General features: G+C 65.2%; 19 protein-coding genes. 3 read left to right on the plus strand and 16 right to left on the minus strand.

Annotation, left to right across the window (positions count from 1 at the left end; genetic code table 11):
• Positions 1-55: 55 nt before the first annotated feature.
• The 12 genes from FREUN1FDRAFT_RS00275 to FREUN1FDRAFT_RS00330 all read right to left on the minus strand — a co-directional run bounded on the left by FREUN1FDRAFT_RS00275 (position 56) and on the right by FREUN1FDRAFT_RS00330 (position 12,724).
• Positions 56-892 carry a mycofactocin-coupled SDR family oxidoreductase gene (locus FREUN1FDRAFT_RS00275; RefSeq protein WP_006537900.1) on the minus strand — a complete coding sequence of 279 codons (837 nt, stop codon included), beginning with the start codon at positions 890-892 and terminating at the stop codon, positions 56-58.
• A 227-nt stretch (positions 893-1,119) separates the two neighbouring features.
• The gene (locus FREUN1FDRAFT_RS00280; protein ID WP_006537901.1) at positions 1,120-2,427 is read right to left on the minus strand and encodes a cytochrome P450; all 1,308 of its coding nucleotides are present in this window, start codon (positions 2,425-2,427) and stop codon (positions 1,120-1,122) included.
• Between the two features lie 499 nt (positions 2,428-2,926).
• Complete coding sequence (locus tag FREUN1FDRAFT_RS00285) at positions 2,927-3,880, minus strand: SDR family oxidoreductase (RefSeq protein ID WP_157474166.1); 954 nt, start codon at positions 3,878-3,880, stop codon at positions 2,927-2,929.
• Positions 3,881-3,911: 31 nt separating this feature from the next.
• A complete protein-coding gene (locus FREUN1FDRAFT_RS00290; RefSeq protein ID WP_006537903.1) occupies positions 3,912-4,961 on the minus strand; it encodes a TIGR03617 family F420-dependent LLM class oxidoreductase in 1,050 nt (349 codons plus the stop codon).
• Positions 4,962-5,116: 155 nt separating this feature from the next.
• A complete protein-coding gene (locus tag FREUN1FDRAFT_RS00295; RefSeq protein WP_006537904.1) occupies positions 5,117-5,626 on the minus strand; it encodes a hypothetical protein in 510 nt (169 codons plus the stop codon).
• Between the two features lie 873 nt (positions 5,627-6,499).
• Positions 6,500-6,913, minus strand: a complete 414-nt coding sequence (locus tag FREUN1FDRAFT_RS39320; protein ID WP_006537905.1) for a nuclear transport factor 2 family protein — start codon at positions 6,911-6,913, stop codon at positions 6,500-6,502.
• A gap of 82 nt (positions 6,914-6,995) precedes the next feature.
• On the minus strand, positions 6,996-8,486 hold the full coding sequence (locus FREUN1FDRAFT_RS00305) for an FAD-dependent oxidoreductase (RefSeq protein WP_006537906.1): 1,491 nt from the start codon (positions 8,484-8,486) through the stop codon (positions 6,996-6,998).
• A gap of 453 nt (positions 8,487-8,939) precedes the next feature.
• On the minus strand, positions 8,940-10,391 hold the full coding sequence (locus FREUN1FDRAFT_RS00310; RefSeq protein WP_006537907.1) for an SRPBCC family protein: 1,452 nt from the start codon (positions 10,389-10,391) through the stop codon (positions 8,940-8,942).
• A 28-nt stretch (positions 10,392-10,419) separates the two neighbouring features.
• On the minus strand, positions 10,420-10,620 hold the full coding sequence (locus tag FREUN1FDRAFT_RS00315; RefSeq protein ID WP_006537908.1) for a hypothetical protein: 201 nt from the start codon (positions 10,618-10,620) through the stop codon (positions 10,420-10,422).
• Positions 10,613-11,014, minus strand: coding sequence for a 2Fe-2S iron-sulfur cluster-binding protein (locus FREUN1FDRAFT_RS00320; protein WP_006537909.1), 402 nt, complete (start codon positions 11,012-11,014; stop codon positions 10,613-10,615). Before FREUN1FDRAFT_RS00320 ends, FREUN1FDRAFT_RS00315 begins: the two co-directional genes overlap by 8 nt.
• A gap of 83 nt (positions 11,015-11,097) precedes the next feature.
• Entirely contained in the window at positions 11,098-11,937 is an 840-nt protein-coding gene (locus FREUN1FDRAFT_RS00325; protein ID WP_006537910.1) for a TIGR03619 family F420-dependent LLM class oxidoreductase, read from the minus strand.
• Positions 11,938-11,968: 31 nt separating this feature from the next.
• Positions 11,969-12,724: an enoyl-CoA hydratase/isomerase family protein gene (locus tag FREUN1FDRAFT_RS00330; RefSeq protein ID WP_006537911.1), complete on the minus strand. Its 756-nt coding sequence runs from the start codon at positions 12,722-12,724 to the stop codon at positions 11,969-11,971.
• Positions 12,725-12,867: 143 nt separating this feature from the next.
• Between FREUN1FDRAFT_RS00330 and FREUN1FDRAFT_RS00335 the strand changes: the two genes are divergently transcribed.
• A complete protein-coding gene (locus FREUN1FDRAFT_RS00335) occupies positions 12,868-14,514 on the plus strand; it encodes a class I adenylate-forming enzyme family protein (protein ID WP_006537912.1) in 1,647 nt (548 codons plus the stop codon).
• A 71-nt stretch (positions 14,515-14,585) separates the two neighbouring features.
• Here FREUN1FDRAFT_RS00335 and FREUN1FDRAFT_RS00340 read toward each other — a convergent pair whose 3' ends face one another.
• The 4 genes from FREUN1FDRAFT_RS00340 to FREUN1FDRAFT_RS00355 are packed head-to-tail and all read right to left on the minus strand — an operon-like array spanning position 14,586 to position 18,272.
• On the minus strand, positions 14,586-15,782 hold the full coding sequence (locus tag FREUN1FDRAFT_RS00340) for an acyl-CoA dehydrogenase family protein (protein WP_006537913.1): 1,197 nt from the start codon (positions 15,780-15,782) through the stop codon (positions 14,586-14,588).
• Positions 15,779-16,141 carry a hypothetical protein gene (locus FREUN1FDRAFT_RS00345; protein ID WP_006537914.1) on the minus strand — a complete coding sequence of 121 codons (363 nt, stop codon included), beginning with the start codon at positions 16,139-16,141 and terminating at the stop codon, positions 15,779-15,781. Before FREUN1FDRAFT_RS00345 ends, FREUN1FDRAFT_RS00340 begins: the two co-directional genes overlap by 4 nt.
• The gene (locus tag FREUN1FDRAFT_RS00350; protein ID WP_006537915.1) at positions 16,138-17,511 is read right to left on the minus strand and encodes an acyclic terpene utilization AtuA family protein; all 1,374 of its coding nucleotides are present in this window, start codon (positions 17,509-17,511) and stop codon (positions 16,138-16,140) included. The genes FREUN1FDRAFT_RS00345 and FREUN1FDRAFT_RS00350 overlap by 4 nt, the downstream gene beginning before the upstream one ends.
• Positions 17,508-18,272, minus strand: a complete 765-nt coding sequence (locus FREUN1FDRAFT_RS00355; protein WP_006537916.1) for an enoyl-CoA hydratase/isomerase family protein — start codon at positions 18,270-18,272, stop codon at positions 17,508-17,510. Before FREUN1FDRAFT_RS00355 ends, FREUN1FDRAFT_RS00350 begins: the two co-directional genes overlap by 4 nt.
• Positions 18,273-18,681: 409 nt before the next feature.
• On the opposite strand from FREUN1FDRAFT_RS00355, the gene FREUN1FDRAFT_RS00360 reads away from it, so the two are divergent.
• The gene (locus FREUN1FDRAFT_RS00360) at positions 18,682-19,155 is read left to right on the plus strand and encodes an SRPBCC family protein (protein ID WP_006537917.1); all 474 of its coding nucleotides are present in this window, start codon (positions 18,682-18,684) and stop codon (positions 19,153-19,155) included.
• A 310-nt stretch (positions 19,156-19,465) separates the two neighbouring features.
• Entirely contained in the window at positions 19,466-19,693 is a 228-nt protein-coding gene (locus tag FREUN1FDRAFT_RS00365; RefSeq protein WP_006537918.1) for a hypothetical protein, read from the plus strand.
• Positions 19,694-19,874: the final 181 nt, after the last annotated feature.

The following is a 19,874-nucleotide window of genomic DNA, read 5'->3' on the forward strand; positions in this document are numbered from 1 at the left end:
TGCGGGCCCCGATGCCGATGGCATCGGGGCCCGCAGGCAGTTCTGGCCGCTTTGATCAGACCTTGGTGATGGCCCCGCCGTCGACGCGCATCGAACTGCCGGTGATGTGCCGAGCCTCGTCCGACACCAGGAACATGACCAGATCGGTGACGTCCTGCGCCTCAAGCCACGGTAACGGCAGGACCTGCACGGCAGCGAAGGTACCTCGGACGCCCTCGAGGGTGCCGTCGGTCTCCCCCATGGGGTCGAAGAGATCGACGGTCGCACGGTTCTCGATCATCCCGGTACGCACACTCGTGGGGAGAACGGCGTTGACCCTGATGTTGAACGCCCCCAGCTCGTTCGCGAGGGCCTTGGTAAGCCCGATGACGCCGTGTTTGGCCGCCACGTAGTGCGCGAGGTGGGGAATCCCGATCTCACCGGCGGTGGAGCTGGTCAGGACGATCGACCCGCCACTCTCGTTGCGTTTAAGGTGCCTGATCGCGGCCTGGGCGGTGAAGAACACACCGCCCAGGTCAGTCCCGACGACCTCGTTCCAGGCCTCCTCGCTGATGTCCTCCGCCGCGCACGGGGTCATCACACCGGCGTTGGCGAGGACGATGTCGAGACGCCCGAGCTCGGACACCCCCGCATCCATGGCAGCTCGGACGCCTGCGGGGTCACGGACGTCAACCTTGGTCGCGACGATCCGTCGATCGAGCTTCTCGACCAGGCTGACCGTCTCCTGGAGGTCCGCCTCGGTCCCGAGCGGATAGGGAACCGCAGCCAGATTCGCGCAGATGTCGATCGCGATGATGTCGGCGCCCTCCCTGGCCAGGGCAACCGCGTGGCTGCGTCCCTGTCCCCGGGCAGCGCCGGAGATGAATGCGACCTTGCCGTCATGCTTTCCCATCAAATCTCCTCAGGTCGTCTGGCCATGGCCGACGAAAGAGCGGATGACCCGGCCGGCCCATCAGTTGGGAGGCTTCCGACCAGGTCCGGCGCCCCCGCAGGATGTTTCAGTCCGTCGATATGCCGCCACCAATCCACTCGTCGGGTGGGCGGCATACACTCTCTTGAGGCTGATAGCCGTCGATGTCCGCGACGCCCTGCTGGCCGTTTGAGAGGGAGCGTCACTGTCTAGCGACGCAGGTCGAAAGACATCCAGAGCTGGTTCGGTCCGTAGGTGGTGTACGAGCGCTGCAGCCGGACGCTATCCGCCCCGCGGGACGGCCTCATGCCATCGAGGCGCCGGACTAGGGTTTGAAAGGCCAGCCGCAGCTCCGCACGAGCAAGCTGATTCCCGACGCACATGTGGATCCCGGCGCCGAAGGACATATGGCTCGCGCTGTTCTTCCGCTCCAGATCGACATCGGCCGGGCAGGGGAACTTGCGGGGATCGCGGTTGGCGGCGCCGAAGCGCACCTCGACGATCGAGCCGACGGGAATGGTGACGCCATGCAGTGCTACTTCCGTCGTGACCCTGCGAAAAAGCGTTTGGAGCGGAGCTGCCACGCGCAGCGTCTCCTCGATGAACGGCCGGACAGAATCCGGATTCACCCTGATCTCCTCGGCAAGCTCGGGCCGCTCCAGCAGCATCGACATTCCGGAGGCCAAGGTCGTCGTAGTCGTCTCGTTTCCCGCAACGAGGATCTGAAGAATCAGACTCTGCAGCTCCCGCATGTCCAGGAGCCGTCCCTCGGTCTCGGTGTTGGCTAGCCGGCTAATGAGCCGATCGTCGGGAGTGGCACGGACTCGCTCAATCGCGCGGGCCATATACTGCTGCATGTCAACAAACTCGCAAGCAAGCTCGACCTGCCGTTGCGGGGTGAGTAGCGGCTGCATGCTCTCCATCGCCGCGGCCGACCACCGCTTGAAATCGGCTCGATCCTCTCGGGCCACGCCGAGCTGTTCGGCGATAACGTACATTGGCAGCGGAGCCGCGAAGGCGTCGAAGAAGTCGATCTCAGGCTCGTCAGAAAAAGCGTCGATCAGCTCGTCGATGATTTCCTGAACGCGCGACTCAAGGCTCGCGACCTTCTTCGCGGTGAACACCTTGTCGAGCAGCGAACGGTAGGTACGGTGCCCCGGAGGGTCGTTAGAGACCAACGTGTTCATCGGTAACCAACCCTGCGCCGCAAACAGATCGCTCGCCTTTTGATCCCACCCGAGTTCGCCGAGAAGACCGGTGTTGCTGCTCAGGACGCCCACATTCAGTAAAGCCTTCCGGACATCGTCGTACCTCGTGAGGATGTAGTTCCCTGACTTCGGATCGCGATAGACGGGCTGCTCGTCGTACAATTTCTCGTAGACCGGGAACGGACATTCATAGACGTCCGGGTCGGTGAGCGTGACGTGACTATCAGAGTTCGGCTCGCCGGAACCCTCAGTCGTGTCACTGTGATGGATCTGGTTTTCGCCGGAGTCGACGTACGACTTCTCGATCACTACCCGCTCCTCGTTGTCGTCGAGAGGCGCGGTGACTGCGACAGAAGCACAGCGCCGATCCGCGCCTTCGGAGTGAGGGTGCCCCGATGGTTCCCGCAGCCGCGCTTCTCCGGACGCACCTAGCGTCCCAAGGACCTTGCGAATCGCGGGCCATCAGAGACCGTTCTGGACTGCGGCTGCGTAAGATGCTCGCCCACGCGACGCCGAAATGATGCGCGTCAGAAAAGCCGTGACGGTAGGTGCGCGGGCTTCCAGCCTCCGCAACTCCCTACGCCTTACACTTGGATCTCATGCAGAAAGTCGGAATCTGCCCAGTATCACCGAAAGCCGATTGGACCAATCACCGATCACAGCAGCCTGGCTATTACACGCCGGTCACCTCGGCGCCTGACCCGAGGATGCCGCTGGCGGACCTGATCAGGCTCCATCACGACCGCTGGCCGACGAACCCCTTGCGACTGAGCATGGACCCGGCGGTTCCGGCAGCCGCATGCGTAGATCAACCGGCCCGAGAACCTGCGAGTGGCTCGGCAGACGGGTCGAAGGTCCAGTCCTGGCGCTCCGCCCACTCCTCGAAGGTCTCCATGCTGATCGGGATCTCTCGGAGCACCGACGCGACATCAACCCTGAACGGCTGATGCGGGGAGTTGTTGTTGAACGAGTAGAAGCTGTCGAAGAACGCCGCGGAGACTGCCTTCGGCCGGTCGCGCTCGTCGTACCCGAGGGCGGCATGCGCGAGCAGGCCAAACTCGTAGGGGGTGACATACTCATACCGCAGGGGCTTGCCCATCACACGCGAGAGAACGGCGAGAATCTCGTCGATGCCAAGGGTCTGCGGCCCACCCAGACAGATCCGCTTCCCGTGGAGGTCGGGGCGGTCAAGTGCAGCAACCATGAACTTCGCCAGGTCGTCCATGGACATCCAGTCCGCCCGCATGTCCGGCCGTTGACAATACCGGTAGACACCTTCCAGCGCCAATGCCGGCTTGGCGAATCGGGTAAGCAAATTGTCCATGAAGAGAACGGGCCTGAACGTCACGACAGGCAGCCCGGCGCCAGCGAACAGGTTCTCAATCTCCAGCACCAGATCGTAGCGTGGTTCACCGCATGGCCGGTCCGGTGCCCACATCTTGGAGTTGAGAACGACGACGCCTGCCCCGGAGCTCTGCGCTGCGGCGATCACGTGCTCGCTCTGACGGAGCGCGGAATCCCTGTCGACGGAGGCCGGCGAGTAGAAGATCGCGTCCGCCCCGGATACAGCCCGCTGCAACGAATCCAGATCGGCGTAGTCGGCGGCGACGACGTCGGCATCGAAGATCCCCAGACGGTCGAAGAGCCCGACACTGCGTGTCACTGCGCGAGGTCGATGCCCCGCACGGATCAACTCACGTACCTGTGCTTGGCCCATGCGCCCACTGGCGCCGAAGACCGTGACCGTTCGCCTATTCCGCACGGCTCATCCCTTCGTTGACCGCGACTATTTGCTATGTGCCATCTGCGCCGGGATTCGTGGTGACCGCGCGCATACCGACTGCTATCTCATCCCACAGCTCCCTCGTGGTCGGGTACGGTGTCAGCGCACTGACGCGGTCGGATGCATCGGCGTACCGATCAGCCATCGCTTGTGCGACGTTTCTGGGCTCGGCGACGACAGCGAACGCCTGGAGCATCTCGTCGTCAACGAGCCGGCTCATCTCCTTGTGCTCTCCAGCTCTCAGTAGGGTGACCCATTGCTCGTGGATATGACCCCAGCCGTGGTGGTCAAAGATCCTTCGGTACTGATGTGTCGCGCCGAGGAATGCGATGCGTGATCGTACCCGGCGATCGGCAGATCGGAGCTCCTTCTCGTCTCGTCCGGTCACGACCAAGACGGGGGCGACCGTCTGGAAGGGACGGTGGAGCGGAGCGGCCCGATTCCGCAGACCACGCGTCCACGAAGGGCGCAAAACCGAGGCCAGGTAGTCGGGTGTCAACAAGGAATGCAGCACGATGCCCTCGGCCACCTCGCCGGCGACTCTGACCATCCCCTCCCCCACCGCGCCCACGAAGACCGGGGGAGGCCCTGCCGCCGAGGGACGCGGGACGAAATAGTCGGGCATCTTGTCGATCGTGTAAAATTTCCCGCGGTAATCAAGTTTCTCACGGTCGTTCCAACAACGCCAGATTGCCTTGACCGCGCCGATATAGTCCCGCAGCCTCGATCCGGGGGGGTCAAACGGCATCGAGAAGCGTCGCGTCACGTGACCGCGCATTTGGGTCCCCAGGCCGAGGACGAAACGTCCCCCCGATGCGAGCTGCAGATCATGGCCCAACTGTGCTGCGATCATGGGGCTGCGAGCGAAGGCCACCGCCACCCCAGTGCCGATCTCGACTGTCGTGGTGTGGAGTGCACCGATCGCCAGGGGAAGGAACGAGTCGTGCTCAGCTTCCCGCACCCAGATCGTCTTGTAGCCGGACCGCTCGAAGGTCGCAAATTCGTCGGGGACGTGATGTAGGTCGCTGATGCTCTGTTGGTAGTGGTAGTCAAACTTCAACGATTTGCCCTGTTCCGAACTCAGGCGCCGTCGGGGCCATCAGCTGAGCGCCAAGTCCCCCTGATTGGACATCATGGGCTACCAAGACGGGGCTCGGAGTTCCGCCATCTCATCAGGGGAAGGCTGGCCATCCGGCGGGGCTGGCTGCGGAGAGATCATGTTCCCGCCGTCCTCTTCTCAAACGCCTCGGCCGCCTTCGTCAGTCGATGGAACACCTGCGGCACGTCCGCGTCGTCGAGAATCCACAGGTGGGAGTCACCGAGGTTGCCGCTGAGGTGGAACTCCTCGCCGATGAGCTCGCCCGCCTCGCTGAAGGGCCACAGAATGCAGTTGCGGTACCGCTTGAGGTAGATCTTCGACGGGTCGGCGTCCGGCACGCCCCGAGCCCTGACGCACTGTCCCGGAAGGACGGCGGACATGTAGCCGTCGGTGACGATGGTCCGGTCATCGACCACGATCGTCTCGATGTCGTACTGCAGTACGAGGCCACGCGCGCGTAAATGTCCGGCGTACCATTCCCGCACGGCCTTGCGGCCCTTGGGACCGATATCGGCACCGTCGCGCCACACCCGGTACCGAGGCTCGGGCACCGGGTAGGCGTTCATGAGCCGGTCGAGGTCGAAGTCCACCTCACCCTGGAGGTGCTCGAGCACTTGCTCCAGCATCTGCTTGTGGCGCACATTCCGTGTCACCTCGTAACGACCCCGAACCCTCCTCACCATCAGAGCCGGGTCGAAAGTGACGTCTTGCGCCGTATCAGGCGACATACTTACCCCGCTTTGGCATGAAAATCTTGACGCTACCTTGCGCTTAGGTAGGTCGTCAATCGTGGGAGGTCTCATGAGCGGATATCGGATGAAATCGGCTCTCGTCCTATGGCGGAGGTCATGCTGCTGCCGGGGTCGAACCTGATCCCGGCGACCATCGGGGCTCCGCGCAGGCGTTGACCGCTGCGGGCGCCGAGTTTCACCCGGATCTTGTCAGCCCCAGCGAGATCGAGCGTGGTAGGCGGGATCGTCGACGACGGCCGTATATGGCAGCCAAGAGACTGCTCTGATGACCCTGCTCGCTGCGGTGGGAAGCGATTTGCGTTCGGTGGACGGCGGCGCCACCCCGGCGGAGGTGATTCAGGGCCTCGACCGCGCGGTCATCGGACACAGAGGTCTTTGGGCGTCAGGCCCGCGATGGCATCGCGCGTATTGGCGGACGGGGTCTCGGACACATAAAATAGAAGGTTCACCGGTACTGGGAGCACCGGTGCGCCTTACGACAGAACGATCCTGACCGGATCGGCGCGGATCTGGACCTCATCAGTCGAGTCGACGGATCTGGTAGGAGAAACTCATGGATAGCTCCGAGGCGACCGATCTCGATGAGCGTTGCTCTGCCGAACCCGATGACCCCGAATCTCCCTTCGGCCACCACCATCTCAAGATGCCGCCGAGGTCAGTAGTTTCCGCACCGCTTCTACAGGGGCATCGCCGCAGGGACGTCAGTCGGTCCGCGACCCGACGACAAATCAGATCAGCGGAAAGGGGTCACTTGACCTGGAGCTCATCCATCATCTCGAGGAGGGTTTCATCGGCATACTTGGTGTCGATGTACTCGTCCATGTGGTAGATCTTCCCGTCCCGGACATGGAACAAGTATATGTATTCGTTGTTGTAGACCCGGCCATCAGCCAGCGTGGAGTAGCCCTTGAGCTGGCAGGCAACCCGGTCCGCTTCCGCGGTGATGCTCTCGAACTCGAACCGAATTCCATCCTTGAATAACGACGGGACCGCGCCTGTGAAGGCCACGGTTTCTTCACGTGTACGTCTGCCACAGATCTTGGCGGTCCCCCGGGCAAGGGTGTCGAAGTCGTCGGTTAGAATACTGTCCATCAAGACCGCATCACCGCGGCCGAGCGCCTTCAGATAGGTCAGAGCGGCTTCTTTGTTCTGCTCAGACATGACGGATCCTCCTTATGAGGTCGGGGTGCGAGGCTTCAAAACGGGCCGCGCCGGGGGAAAGGCTTCGGCGGGACCCCTGGAGTCAGGCAGGGACAGGGGCCTGGGCCGCATCCGAGTCGGTACTCGCTGCCGTCGCATCGGCCGCACCGCGGGCGAGCCCGGCTGCGTTGCGACCGGCGATGCGGCCATACACCAGGCAGTTGGCGATCGAGTTCCCGCTACCCAGGTATAGGCTCCCGATGGTGCCGCCTGTGCACTCACCGGCCGCGAAGAGGCCGCGAACGTGAGCCTGACCGTTGTCGAGCACTCGCGCATCAGGATCAATGGCGGGACCGCAGGCTGTCAGGGCGATCAGCGACAGCCGCAACTCGCAGCCGTAGAAGGGCGCCTGCGCGACGGGCACCATGTGGGCACCATCCTTCAGGAACAGTGAGTCATGCCCTCGTCGCGTGTCGTCGTTGTAGCGCTCGATCGTGCCGGTAAGGTTTTCCGGCTCAATGCCGAGCTTCTCGGCCAGATCCTCGAGAGTCGCCCCCACTTTCACCTTGCCGGCCTCGATCTGCTCGTCGAGAACCTCTTCGAGCCAATGCGACCGCACCACGCCTTCCAGGTTGACCTTTGTCGCGGCCTTGATGCTGTCAGCAGTGGCGCTGGTCTTGGCAGCGTGATCGAAGACGGCGAACACCCGGTTCCCCTGCCCCCGCACGATCGGGTCGACGACGCTGTAGGGGGCCATCTCGTCCATGAACCGTCGGCCACTTCGGTTCACCAGCACGAGCCAGCCGGGCAGGTAGGCCTGGGGATCGCGGTTGAAGTCGGCGCACAGCACCCAGCCGCCCCGGTCAACGCCATCTATGTAGGCATTGACCGGCTCGACGAGCTTGAAGATGTCGCCGGCGTCAGGAACCTCGCCGGCGATATACCACGCCGCGTCGTTGGCTGCTGCGAGCGGCAGGTACCGATCCCATAGCTCCGGGTTGCCGCCGAAGCCGCCGGTCGCGAGCACCACCGCTCCGGCCCGGATGACGTCGTCCCCCGAGGCGACGCCGACCACCGTGCCGTCCTCCACGAGCAGCCGGTCGACGCGCTGCCCGAGCGCGATGTCGATGTTCGGGTTTCTGGTCACGTGCCGGGACAGGACGTCGACGATGCCCTGTCCCTGACCGACGACGGCATGTCCCCGCGGCACCCGCTCCTCGCCGGCTGGGATAAGATCCGGCGCGAACAGCACGCCGAGGTCCTGGATCCACTCGAAGGTGTCCGGCAGTTCGTCCACCAGCCTCCGTACCAGCGAGGGGACCACGTTCCACTGGTTGGCCAGCAGGTAGTCCTGGAAGAGTTCGTCTGGGCTGTCCTCGAGGCCGCTAGCGCGCTGCAAGCTTGTGCCCGCTGCCATCATGATCCCGTTGGACAGCCGGCTGGAGCCACCGAGGATCGGCGCGCCTTCGACCAGCAGGACACTCGCACCGGCAGCGGCCGCTTCCAGAGCCGCCGCCATACCCGCCATGCCTGATCCCACGACGACAACATCTATGTCGTTGGGTCCGGGCTCCTGATCTCCGATGTCGCTCATCACATGCCTTCCGTGGGTTAGCCGGACCTAGTGAAAGGTGTACGTCGGTGCCGACGTCTGCGAGTCGCGCGGTGGAATATCCGGCGCATTTCGCCATCCAGCCGTTTCCAAATTGCATGAATTTTAGGCAGAAGCTTCGAATGCGTCCAGCCCCTCAGCCCAAATACTTATTTCTTAGTAGGGTCAGGCCCCGCACGATCTCTGGTCGACTTTCTAGGTCCATGCGAAGGATCTGGCGTCTGCCGCGGTGCGCGCACCCCGACTCTTGTCGAGGTGCGCGCGATATCATCGCGGCATCTTTGCCGTGAGGATATCGCACAACACCACGCCAGAACTAGGCCAGCGCCAGGAGACAGAACATCCGTCTCGTTCATGTACTCGGCTACCGGCTCACGAAATTCTGCGAAAGGTAGCGTTCGACGTACGCCGCGAGATTCCGGGTCCGGACGCCGATCAGATCTTGCCGTTGATGTAGTCGGTCAGCCGGGCGTGGAAGTGCCGGATCCGGCTCTCCTGGTAGGAGGCGAGCGTGATCCCGGGCTTGGTGCGCTTCAAGGCCTTCAGGCCCCGCTGGATCTGCGGCATGTTGATCCGATCCTGGTTGACAACTGCGCTGAGGCTGCCCAGCTCCGGGGCCTCGAGCCAGTCGCCATCGCGCTCCAGCCAGTGGATTTTGGCCGGCTTCGGGCGCGGTGCGCCTTCGGGGATGGGCGATAGGTAGAAGATCTCCAGAATGCAGGAATCGGGATCCTCGCCGTTGGGCCGGAAGCGGTAGTAGATGTTCGTCAGCCCGGAATCCCACGGGAAGAAGTTGGGGAAGACGAAGTACTGGATCGCGTCCATCAGCTGGTAGGCCGGCGTTGAACCCAGGTCGAGACCCAGACGCGGCGCGAGCTCGGTACGGATCGTCTCGACGATCCGCTGCCGAGCGGTCTGACCCTCAGGGAGGCCCTCGAGCACGTCGCGGGGGACATCGCGGGAATTGGTCCCGAGGCGCTCCTCGTAGAACGTACGCGCCTCGAGATAGCTCTCGTAGATGTCCTCTTCCTCGAGCTCACCGAGCGTGCTGCTGCTGACTCCGCGTGCCGAAAGGACCCGGTTGACGTTCTTGCCGAACAGGTCCACCTGACTCATGAAGTCCTGGATGCTCGGCGCGGTCTGGGGGTGGGTCTGAGGCAGGTGGTAGGCCTCAATGAATGCCTCGAGGGCGACCTTCCAGTTGGCCGAGATGACCTGGGCGACATGGGCGGACTTGAATCGGTTCTCATAGCCGGTGTGCTTGAAATGTTCCGGGATCGGAGCCAGGAACTCCTCAAGCGGCTCACAGTCCGGATCCATGTTGATGAAGACGAAGCCGCCCCAGGTGCCGACCTTGACCTCGGGGAGAGAGAACTTCTCCGGGTCGACGTGCTTGAAGTCCCACTCCACGCAGGGCAGGCGCTTCATATCGCCGTCCAGGTTCCAGGCCCATCCGTGGAACGGGCAGCGGAACTCGGGCACCCGGCCGTCAGTCGCCCGGAGGCGGCGGCCCCGGTGCAGGCAGGCGTTCTGAAGCGCCTTGATGGAGCCGTCCGGGGTGCGGGCTATGATGAACGAGTCGTTGATGATCTCGTAGACGATGTGGTCGCCGGGTTCGGGGATCTCCTCCTCGCGGCACGCCATCTGCCAGACCTTGCGCCACACGTGCTCGACCTCGAGCTCGAGGAACTCCCGCGACGTGTATCGGTCGATCGGGATGTCGTCGTCGCCGAGGTCTTGCCAGGACGGCCGCATGAAGTCTGGGACCTCGTCCCCGTCTTCGCGGATGACCTGTTGGTATGTCTTGCCGGCTCGACCGGAGGTCCTCGCCTCGATCAGGGCCTCGACGTCGTCGTGATCGGACGTCGGCTCCGAAACCTGCGTCATGCCGTCGCCATTCCTCTCGGCTAAGTGCCTACTTCTCCGCATCGGTGTACGCACCCGCCACGTAATCGAGCATCACCTGGTCCGCGTACTTCAGCTCTCCGGAGACCGGCAGGCCGTCCCGGGTGAAGACACCGCTCTGCCCGGTCGCCGGATCTTCGACAAAGACATTTCCGTCAAGCAGGAGAGTGAAGATCATGTTCGTGCCACGCTGGACCAGCTTCTTACTCATCCTTTGCTCCTGACGTTGGATCGCTCTGCCGCCGTGCCGCTGGACCGGAGTTGGGGTGAGGTCGTCCAGGCACCTTCCGTACCCCGCGCTTCATCACGATGATGTCGCCCTCCGGGCGCACCTGGCAGGCGAGCCGCAAGGTGCCTTCCCGAGATGTGTCGACGACCTCGGCCAAGCCGTCAGCCTCGAACGGCTCCACCGCATTGATCCGGTCGGCCCCCTCGATCACCGACATGAAACACAAGTGACAGGTTCCGAGGCCCTCGCAGCTGGTGGGCCATCGGATACCGTTCTGGACTGCGGCATCGTAGACACTCTGCCCGGGTTCGATGCTGAACGTGATGTTCTTTGGTCGCACCGTGACCGTCGCCGCTAGATCGTCAAGTCGCTGCACGCGCCGCCTCCCAACGCGCAAATTTTATGCAAAATAGTCGACATGTGTCTAGGGTCACTGGCAGGTGATCTGACCGTCTGCGATCACAGCAGCCCGAGCTGGCCTGGGGCGTTGTAGTCGAGGCGGCGCCGGACGCCGTCCAAGGTGTCCGCCTCGATGCTGACGACCAGCTGAGTCACGCCTGCCGCGCGGTACTGGTCGATCAGTTCTAGGGATAGCCGTGCGCGCGGCGTCAGCGTGATCTCGAAGCCCGCCAGGTCTCGTCCGATCTTCTCCGCGTGCTGGAAGATCACCGCGCGGGCCCGTGCGGCCTCGTCCGGGGTGTGGCCGAACCCGTACCAGCCCGAGCCGAACTCGGCCGCGTCTTGCAGTGCGACCGTGGCTTTGCCGCCGAGGACGAGCGGCGGCCCCTCGGGGCGGACCGGACGCGGATGGGCGTCGATGCCGTCGAACCAGACGAAGTCCCCATGGAAGACGGGTTCCTTCATCGTCCATAGTGCCTGCAGAGCGTGGAGGTGCTCCCGGAACCGGGCCCGGCGGCGATCCGCGGGAACGCCCATGGCCTGGTACTCCAGGTCGAGGTAGCCGACCCCCACGCCCAGGACCAGGCGGCCGTCGGAGAGGACGTCGACAGTCGCCGCTTCTTTGGCGAGCTGGACCGGTTGCCGCAGTGTCGCCGCCACGATCCCTGTGCACAGCTGGATCCGCTCGGTGTGCGCGGCGAGGTAGCCGAGCGTCACCAGAGGATCGGCCATGGGCCAGTCGGGGTCGAGCGGAGGCTTGGGCTGGCGGGGGCTCGGCAGCACGAGATGCTCCCCCACCCACAGCGACTGGTAGCCAAGTCCCTCCGCATGAGCGGCCACCTCGCCCGCCTGCCGGGACACCATCCCCCCGACGTTCGCCCCGAAGAATCCAAGCTTCATGAGATATCCCTCGTGAACCTCGCGTCGCCCGTCACCGGGAGGTGATCCGATCGGCCATCGCCGCACGGGCAGCAGCCCTCCCGGGGTGCTCGGACGTCGTGTCGAACGCCTGGGCCTCCAGCTCGAGCTGCTCGACGAGATGGCGGCGGTGGGAGTCCTTCAACAGCCCCTTGGTCACCGGCCCGCTCACCCCGGGCAGGGTCGCGAGGCGGGTCGCGAGGGCCACGGTGTGTGCCACGAGCTCGGCAGCCGGCACAACCTCGTTGACCAGGCCCCACTCGTGAGCCCGCTCGGCATCCAGCCGCGCATTGCCGAGGAGGAGCTCGAAGGCTCGTGTGTAACCCAGCACGCGCACCAGATGATGCGTCGCGCCGTTGTCCGGCGAGAGGCCGACCTCCGCGAACCCGGCCGAGAACAACGCGTTCTCCGAGGCCACCCGGAGGTCGGCCGCGGCCGCCAGGGACAGGCCCGCACCAAGCGCAGGCCCGTTCACCGCCGCGACGAAGGGGATGTCCAGGGCGTCGAGCTGCAGGATCACCGGGTGGTAGAAGCGGCGCATCCGACGTGAGGACGGGGAGTAGTCAGACTTCGGCGCGCGGATGTCGCCGCCGGCGCAGAAGCCGCGGCCGGCACCGGTCAGAACAACCGCCCCGGCCCGTCCTGGCGCCGTCGCCAGAGCGTCCGACAGGGCGTCGAACAGCTCGGGAACGACGGCGTTGAGCCTGTCCGGTCTGTTCAGGGTCAGCACCAGCACCGGCCCGTGCATCTCCTCGAGGACAAGGCTCATCGACCTCCCCCTGTGATCCCCGGTGTCATGGCGACTGCCTTTCGTCGACGGATGCGGCCAGATCCGCCTACTATTTTGCATGACATCACGGTAATGACAAGGGCGTCGCGGCGAGCGCCGCAGGCGTCAGAGCAGGAGAGCCCATGACGGAGACCAAAACGCCCGCCGTGCCAGCCGCCCTCGGCGGCAACCCGTGGCAGGGAAAGACTGTCCACGACGCCTTGGCGCACGCGGTCAGCCGATGGCCCGATCACGAGGCACTCGTCGACGGGGACACGGTTCTGACCTTCCGCGAGCTTTCGGCGGCGCGCGACCGACTGGCGGTGGCCCTGTCCAAGCGCGGCATCGCGAACGCCACACACGTCGCGGTTCATCTCCGCCGCTCGTGGGAGCACGTGGTCCTGCTGCACGCGTTGTGGCAGCTCGGCGCGGTGGTGATCACGCTGAACACGGCCTGGGAGTCAGAGGAGCTGGCGTACGCGCTCACCTCGACAGAGGCCCAGTTCCTCGTGACCAGCACCCACGTGGCAGGCAAGCCCGTCGATCATCGGATGGCAGCCCTGGGGTTACCCGCGTACGGCCCAGCTGACAGCTCGCCGTTCCCGCTGCTGCAAGCCGTGATTTCCGATGACCCGGACGCATCCCCGCACGAGTGGAGCCTACAGTCGTGGCTCCGGTCCGAGGCGGGGCGCGCACCGGACCCGGTGCGCAACCAGGATGCCGTCATCCTCTTCACCTCCGGCTCGACCGCTCGCCCCAAAGGCGTCGTGATCCGGCAGGAGGGTCTCCTTGGCTCCGCCCACTACTTCATGGAGCGGCTGGGGCTCGGCCCGGACGACCGCTTCCTCGGCCTGGGGCAGTACTTCCACGCCGGCGGTCTGGTCCAGCTCCTGGGAACCTGCCTCTACGGCACCAGCATGCACATCTTCGACGGCTTCCAACCAGAGGCGATGGCGCAGGCCGTTCACGAGCGGGGGCTCACCGCGACCACCGGCTTCGACCTGGTCCTCGGCCGGCTGTGGGACGATCTCGAGCGGAAGGGTTGGCACCGACCCAGCAAGGTCGGTTGCGCCCCCGGGCTGACGATGTACGACAGGCTCGAGGCCGAAGGCGCGACGGTCGTCATGATGTACGCGATGAGTGAGGCCGCGAACATGGTCACGCTGACCGAACCCCGGCTCGGGTCCGAGAAGGGCCGGATGAGCAACGGCCGTCCCCTGCCGGGAGTCACCGTCCGCATCTGTGATCCGGCCTCGGGCGCGCCGCTGCCAGCAGGCACACCCGGCGAGATCTGCTTCACCGGCTGGAACCTGTTCTCCCGCTACTACGGCGCTCCCGACCTGACCCGGGAGTCCTTCGACGACGAGGGCTTCTTCCACACCGGCGATTACGGCTGGTTGGACGAGAACGGCCGCCTCTACTACCGTGGGCGCTACTCGTCGATGATCAAGACTGGCGGGGAGAACGTCTCCGAGACCGAGGTGGAGAGCTTTCTGGTCCGCGAAATTTCCGATGTCGTCGCGGCTGCCGTGGTGGGCATACCGGATACCCGGTGGGGGGAGGCCGTGGTGGCCTTCGTCGAACTCCGCCCGGGCGCGGCGTTCGACCCGGCAGCCCTTCGCCGGGCGTGTCGCGGCAGGATCGCCGGCTACAAGATTCCGAAGCGTTTCCTGCCCATCGCGCCAACCGAGTGGCCGACGACGCCGATGGGCAAGCTCCTCCGGAAGGAGCTTCGTCAGACCGCCATCGAGCAGACCGGTGGCGAGATAGCGGCACATCTCGGGTCATGACACAGCTGCCCGGGCGCACTCAGAGTGCGCCCGGGCAGCGTGTCATGGGCCGGGTAGCGCGTGTGAGACGCTCAGTAGCTCCGCTCGAGCCCGAGCACCTTCTCAGAGATGAAGTTGAGCACCATCTGGTTGTTGACGGGCGCGATGCGGTGCGGACGCAGCTCAATCCAGTGCCGGCCGATGTGATACTCCGTGGCGAATGAGTATCCGCCGTGGATCTGCATCACGTGGTCGGCTGTCTTGAACGCGGCCTCCGAGGCAAGGTACTTCGCCGTGTTCGCCAACCGTCCGATCTCTTTGGCAGGTGCGCCGGCATCATAGGCGTCCGCCGCTGCACGAACGGCGAGAGCCGCCGCGCTGAGCTGGATATAGGAGTCCGCGAGAGGGTGCTGCACCGACTGGTTCTTGCCGATCGTACGGCCGAAGACCACCCGCTGCCCTGCGTACTCCACACCACGCTCGAGGCACCAGCGCCCCATTCCGACACATTCGGCCGCCAGCAGGATCCGCTCCGCGTTGACACTCGCCAGAATCTGCCGGAAGCCCTGCCCCTCCTCACCGACCAGGTCGGAGACATCGACCGGGAGATCGTCGAACCACACCTCGTTGGAGTCGACGGCGTTCCGACCCAGCTTGGCGATTCTCTTGATCGTGACCTGCGGAACCTTCAGGTCGGCCATCAGCATCGACATGCCCGAGGTGGTCTCCGTGCCGTCCGACGCCCGCGCGGAGGTCCGGCAGAGCAGCAGGCACTTCTCGGCACGCTGCGCGTGTGAGTTCCAGACCTTCTGGCCGTTGACGATGTACTTGTCGCCGTCCCGCACCGCGGTGGTGCTGATGCGTGACGTGTCCGTGCCGGCGTCAGGCTCGGTCACCCCGAAGCTGACCGAGAGCTCACCGGCCACCATGCGGGCGAGGTACTTCTCCTTGAGCTCCGGGCTCCCGTACTTGATGATCGAGCTGAGCGCGATGTGGCTCGAGTGCACTGTGCTGCACGCGGCGGTCGCTCCGCCACCCGCGCCGACTTCCTCCAGCATGGCCGCGCCCTGACTCAGGGTGGCTCCGCCACCGCCGTACTCCTCAGGAACGGTCATCGTGGTGAAGCCGCTCTCAACGAAATCCTGGAAGTACTCGGCCGGAAACTCTTTCTTCCGCTCCTTCTCACTCCAGTACTCCAACGGGTACTTGGCGTTGATTGCTCGAACGGCCTGCCGGATCTCGTCGTGCCCGACAGTGGTGAGCGGCAGGTGCTCGGACCTGATCGTCATCGGTGCTCCTCCTCATCGGCGCCCGAGTTCAGCAACGCGAACTCGGTGTCGGTCAGCTCGATCTCGAGAAAGCACAGGGCGTCAGCGAGTGCCTTGCCCTGTGGGTCCAGTCGCAGCGTGCTCGTCCCACCACGGCCGAGAATCCCGTGCAGCAGGAAATTCAACGCGTAAAGGTTCGGCAGCTCGAACCGCTCAGTCTGTCGGGCACGATCTGAGAAATACTCCTGCACCACCGCGGCCGTGAGCTCCCGCTCCAACGCGACGAACCACCGCTCGTGCCGCGCCGCGACGCCGATGTTCGCCGTACCGCCCTTGTCCCCGGAACGGGCATACGCGATTCGTCCGACTGGGACCCTCACCGTGACCCACCTGCCTCGATCAGTTCGACGGTCGGTTCGATGAACTCGGCCGGGACGAGTGCCGGCCAGTAGCTCAGCACCCCGGACACCCGGCCCCGCCCGGGCAGGAGGGTGGTCTTGCCCGGCGGACCGTGGAACACGGTGCTCAGCTCCACCACCGCGCGTTGGAGGTCGGCACGGTGGTGTGAACGCGCGGCGAAGCGCAGCACCACCTCGATCAGCTCGCCGGCGGGTGGGCTACGGCGCTCATGGACCGCGCCGGTTCCGATCAGATCCCAGCGCACCTCCTCGATGTCCAGCTTCAGGCGGGCCAAGCGCCGCTCCAGCACCTCCCTAGCCCGCTCGGCACGCGCCACCGCCCCCGGCGCGGAGTAGAGCCACAGCGCGCTCGTCGAGTACCCGTCCTCGTAGCTCGCCGAGACCTTGAGCGTCGTCGGGGCCGCCCGACCAGTCGCTCCGTCAATCTCCACCAGATCACGGTCGAGCTGCCGGACTCGCAGGGTCGTCCAGTCCGCGCTGACATCCGGAGTCAGATAGGCACGCGGATCGCCGATCTCGTAGAGAAGCTGCTCGATGGTCGTCGTGACATCCACGACGCCCCCGCTGCCGGGGGTCTTGCCGAGCTCGATGCGCCCATGCGAGTCCACCTCCACGATCGGGGAACCGACATCCTCCATCGCCGGTACGTCCTCCCAGCCGGCCTGATGGTTACCACCCGTCACGTGGGCACCACACTCAATCAGGTGGCCGGCGACGATGCCCGCCGCAAGGAGGTCCCACTGGTCGGCCTTCCAGCCGAAGGAGTGTCGCAATGCCGCCAGGGTCAGAGACGGGTCGGCGACCCGGCCGCAGATCACCACGTTGGCCCCACGCCGCAGCGCCTCGACGACCGGTTCCGCGCCGATGTACGCATTGGCACTGGCCAGCCGATCGGCGATGAGGGAGAACGGCTCACCGGTCTCGATGTTCCGCAGGTCGGCCCCCTGCGCGCGGAGCTCATCGATCCGGGAGATGAGGTCGTCGCCGGCGACGGCCGCGATGCGGACCCGGTCCCCAAGACCGAGCTCCTCAGCGAGCTCGAGCACCCGCCGCGCACATCCTGACGGATTCATCCCGCCCGCGTTACAGATGATCGTGATACCGCGTTCGACGGCGTCACCGAGGCAGTCACGCAGAATGGGCACGATATCCGAGGCGTACCCAGCGCTCGGATCGCGCTTCAGCTGCTTGCGGAGCACGGACATCGTGACCTCGGCCAGGAAGTCCATCACCAGATAGTCGATACGGCCGCCGCGGACCAGCCTGCCAGGGGCCGTGATGTCATCGCCCCAGTAGCCAAGCCCACCGCCAATACGGACAGTCGCCGTCATCGGCCCTTCCATTCCGGTCGGCGCCCCTCACGGAAGGCACGCGGCCCCTCGCGAGCGTCCTCGCTGTCGTAGACGTGGCGGAAGAGCTCCGCGCCTATCGACGCAGTGGCGGAGACCCCGGCCTCGGCTCCGACCCGCATAAGCCACTTGGACGCCCGAACCGACAACGGCGCGTTCTTTGCGATCGTCTCCGCAATCGCCCACGCGCGGGGCAGCAGCTCAGCCTGTGGCAGGACCTCGTTGACCAGGCCGACCTCGTACGCACGTCGGGCGGAGATCGGCTGGGCGGTGAGCAGCAGCTCCGCGAGGACGCGCCTCGGGAGCATGCGCGTCAGTGGTGCGGCCCACGGGGCGCCACGGCTCCACTTGGCCTCCGAGATCGCGAACGAAGCGGACTCCGCAGCGAGGCAGATGTCGCCGAACTGCGCGAGCCGGAAGCCGCCCGCGTAGGCGGCACCGTTGACCGCGGTGATGACCGGCTTCTCGATGAAGTCGTCGGGGCCGAACTCGGCGAAGTAGTCCGGTGGGGGCTGCCCGGTGCCGCGCCCCGCCAGCTCCTTGAGGTCCGCCCCCGCGCAGAAGGCCTTGTCACCCGCACCTGTCACGATGACCACACGATGCCGGTCATCCGCAGCGAACTCCCGCATCGCGGCCGACAACGCGGCCCGCAGCTCCGCGTTCACCGCGTTGCGGGCCTCAGGCCGATCGAGGGTGAGCAACAGGACTCCATCTCGCGACTCGCTCTTCAGGACACTGCCCATGACACACTCCATCCCATGGTGTGTCTACCATTTTGCATGCACAACGACGCGGCGTCAATGTGTTGGACATGGGACATCCTCCCGAGCCATGGAGACCTCATGACACAAAGTCCGCTCGTAGGTACGCTGCGCACGCCGATTCTCACGGAGGACTGTCACCCCGCGAGCGAGAGGGCCAACGCGTTGCAGGCGATCAGCTCGACGCCAGCCGAACATCCTTGGGCGAGGCCTCCGAGCCCTCACCTCAGACGGGATGGATCTTGACGCGGACATGCTCGGACCGAGTAACACCCCCGCAGCGAAGGCACTCCCAGGGCGCGATGGCGACGCGAGGCAATCTGAAGCCACACTTTCCACCGACGCATCTTGCATGCATAATAGTATGTAAATCGAGGCGATGGAGGTTGCGGTGCGGAAGGTTTACGTGAGTACGGTGTTCGACCAGCCCGTCGATGACGTGTGGACTGTCCTCGGAGACTTCCACCGCGTCGACAGATGGATCGAGATCGTCCACGCCTCCGAGCCTGAGGACGGCGACCAGGCGGCGACGATCGGCTCCATCCGGAAGTTGACGGTCGGCGATGATCGACACACGACCCGGGAGCGTCTCGTCTCGTACGATGCGATGAACCGTCAGATGACCTACGAGCTGCCCGACCTGCCGCCCTTCGGCATGAGCCACTACCTGGGCACGATTCGCGTGCTGCCCGTCACGGACTCCGGCAAGACCTTCATCGAGTGGTACGGCGCGTACGCGTGCGACGATATCGCTGATGTTCCCACGATCGAGGCCAGTCTCCGCAGGATCTACACCGCCTTCCTCGCGGATCTGCGCCGGTATCTCGAGTCGACCGCAGTGCCTCGCCGCCTGAGCAAAGACTGAGACCTGCGGATCGGCCAGGGAGGGCGTGTACCCGCCCGGTGATCGAGCTTCAGGGTCTCAGTCAGGCCGATCTTGGCACGCCTGTCGTCGAGGCACGCCCATGCTCACGTTAATCCCGAGGAGAACACATCGCGGGATCGTCCGGCCCCAAAGCCCGTCGCTGATCGATGAGATCGTCCGTGAGGGCACCCAGACGATGCCGCCGCGGCATTGGAAGCCAAGGTCGATATCCACATCGGCGAGCTTGCCGCTCAGTGCGACAACTGCAGCCGTCGGCTGTAGGCGTGGGCTGCCCGCGGGAGCGGTAGGGATGGCCGAGCTGCACGGCCTGATCTCGGAACGGATTGACCAGCGCGCCGGGCTGAACGGCGCCGCCGGCAGTGACCGCAGCGCGTCGCGCTCGGCCGCGTCGAACACGACCAGCGGGGCTGCGCCGTCCAACGGCCGGGACGCCCATGGCGGCAGCGCGCGGCCAGCTTCGGCGATCGCTGCCCGCCAGGGGTGCGGCGACCGAGCCGCGAGAGTGACCACGTCGTGACAGCACGGCTCCCCCGGGTAGGCAGCCGGCGGCGATGGCGCGCGGGGTCTGGCGGCTGGGAGCAACGCGCGCCTCGGCCGGCGACCGCCGCACTCGATCTCCGCGGCTTCCCCTGACAAAACCGGCCAGACCGCGAACACGCCGGAGCCCTGCCAGCTCTAAAGGTTGGTGATGGTGTGTC

This window comes from Parafrankia sp. EUN1f, assembly GCF_000177675.1.
In the GTDB taxonomy this organism is placed as follows: Bacteria; Actinomycetota; Actinomycetes; order Frankiales; family Frankiaceae; genus Parafrankia.

Excerpts from the sequence above, each read along its gene's own strand:
- FREUN1FDRAFT_RS00305 (WP_006537906.1), bottom strand. The coding sequence starts at position 8,486 with ATGAGCGACATCGGAGATCAGGAGCCCGGACCCAACGACATAGATGTT.
- FREUN1FDRAFT_RS39320 (WP_006537905.1), bottom strand. The coding sequence starts at position 6,913 with ATGTCTGAGCAGAACAAAGAAGCCGCTCTGACCTATCTGAAGGCGCTC.
- FREUN1FDRAFT_RS00335 (WP_006537912.1), top strand. The coding sequence starts at position 12,868 with ATGACGGAGACCAAAACGCCCGCCGTGCCAGCCGCCCTCGGCGGCAAC.
- FREUN1FDRAFT_RS00350 (WP_006537915.1), bottom strand. The coding sequence starts at position 17,511 with ATGACGGCGACTGTCCGTATTGGCGGTGGGCTTGGCTACTGGGGCGAT.
- FREUN1FDRAFT_RS00355 (WP_006537916.1), bottom strand. The coding sequence starts at position 18,272 with ATGGGCAGTGTCCTGAAGAGCGAGTCGCGAGATGGAGTCCTGTTGCTC.
- FREUN1FDRAFT_RS00325 (WP_006537910.1), bottom strand. The coding sequence starts at position 11,937 with ATGAAGCTTGGATTCTTCGGGGCGAACGTCGGGGGGATGGTGTCCCGG.
- FREUN1FDRAFT_RS00365 (WP_006537918.1), top strand. The coding sequence starts at position 19,466 with ATGGCCGAGCTGCACGGCCTGATCTCGGAACGGATTGACCAGCGCGCC.
- FREUN1FDRAFT_RS00310 (WP_006537907.1), bottom strand. The coding sequence starts at position 10,391 with ATGACGCAGGTTTCGGAGCCGACGTCCGATCACGACGACGTCGAGGCC.
- FREUN1FDRAFT_RS00315 (WP_006537908.1), bottom strand. The coding sequence starts at position 10,620 with ATGAGTAAGAAGCTGGTCCAGCGTGGCACGAACATGATCTTCACTCTC.
- FREUN1FDRAFT_RS00340 (WP_006537913.1), bottom strand. The coding sequence starts at position 15,782 with ATGACGATCAGGTCCGAGCACCTGCCGCTCACCACTGTCGGGCACGAC.
- FREUN1FDRAFT_RS00275 (WP_006537900.1), bottom strand. The coding sequence starts at position 892 with ATGGGAAAGCATGACGGCAAGGTCGCATTCATCTCCGGCGCTGCCCGG.
- FREUN1FDRAFT_RS00330 (WP_006537911.1), bottom strand. The coding sequence starts at position 12,724 with ATGAGCCTTGTCCTCGAGGAGATGCACGGGCCGGTGCTGGTGCTGACC.
- FREUN1FDRAFT_RS00295 (WP_006537904.1), bottom strand. The coding sequence starts at position 5,626 with ATGCTGGAGCAAGTGCTCGAGCACCTCCAGGGTGAGGTGGACTTCGAC.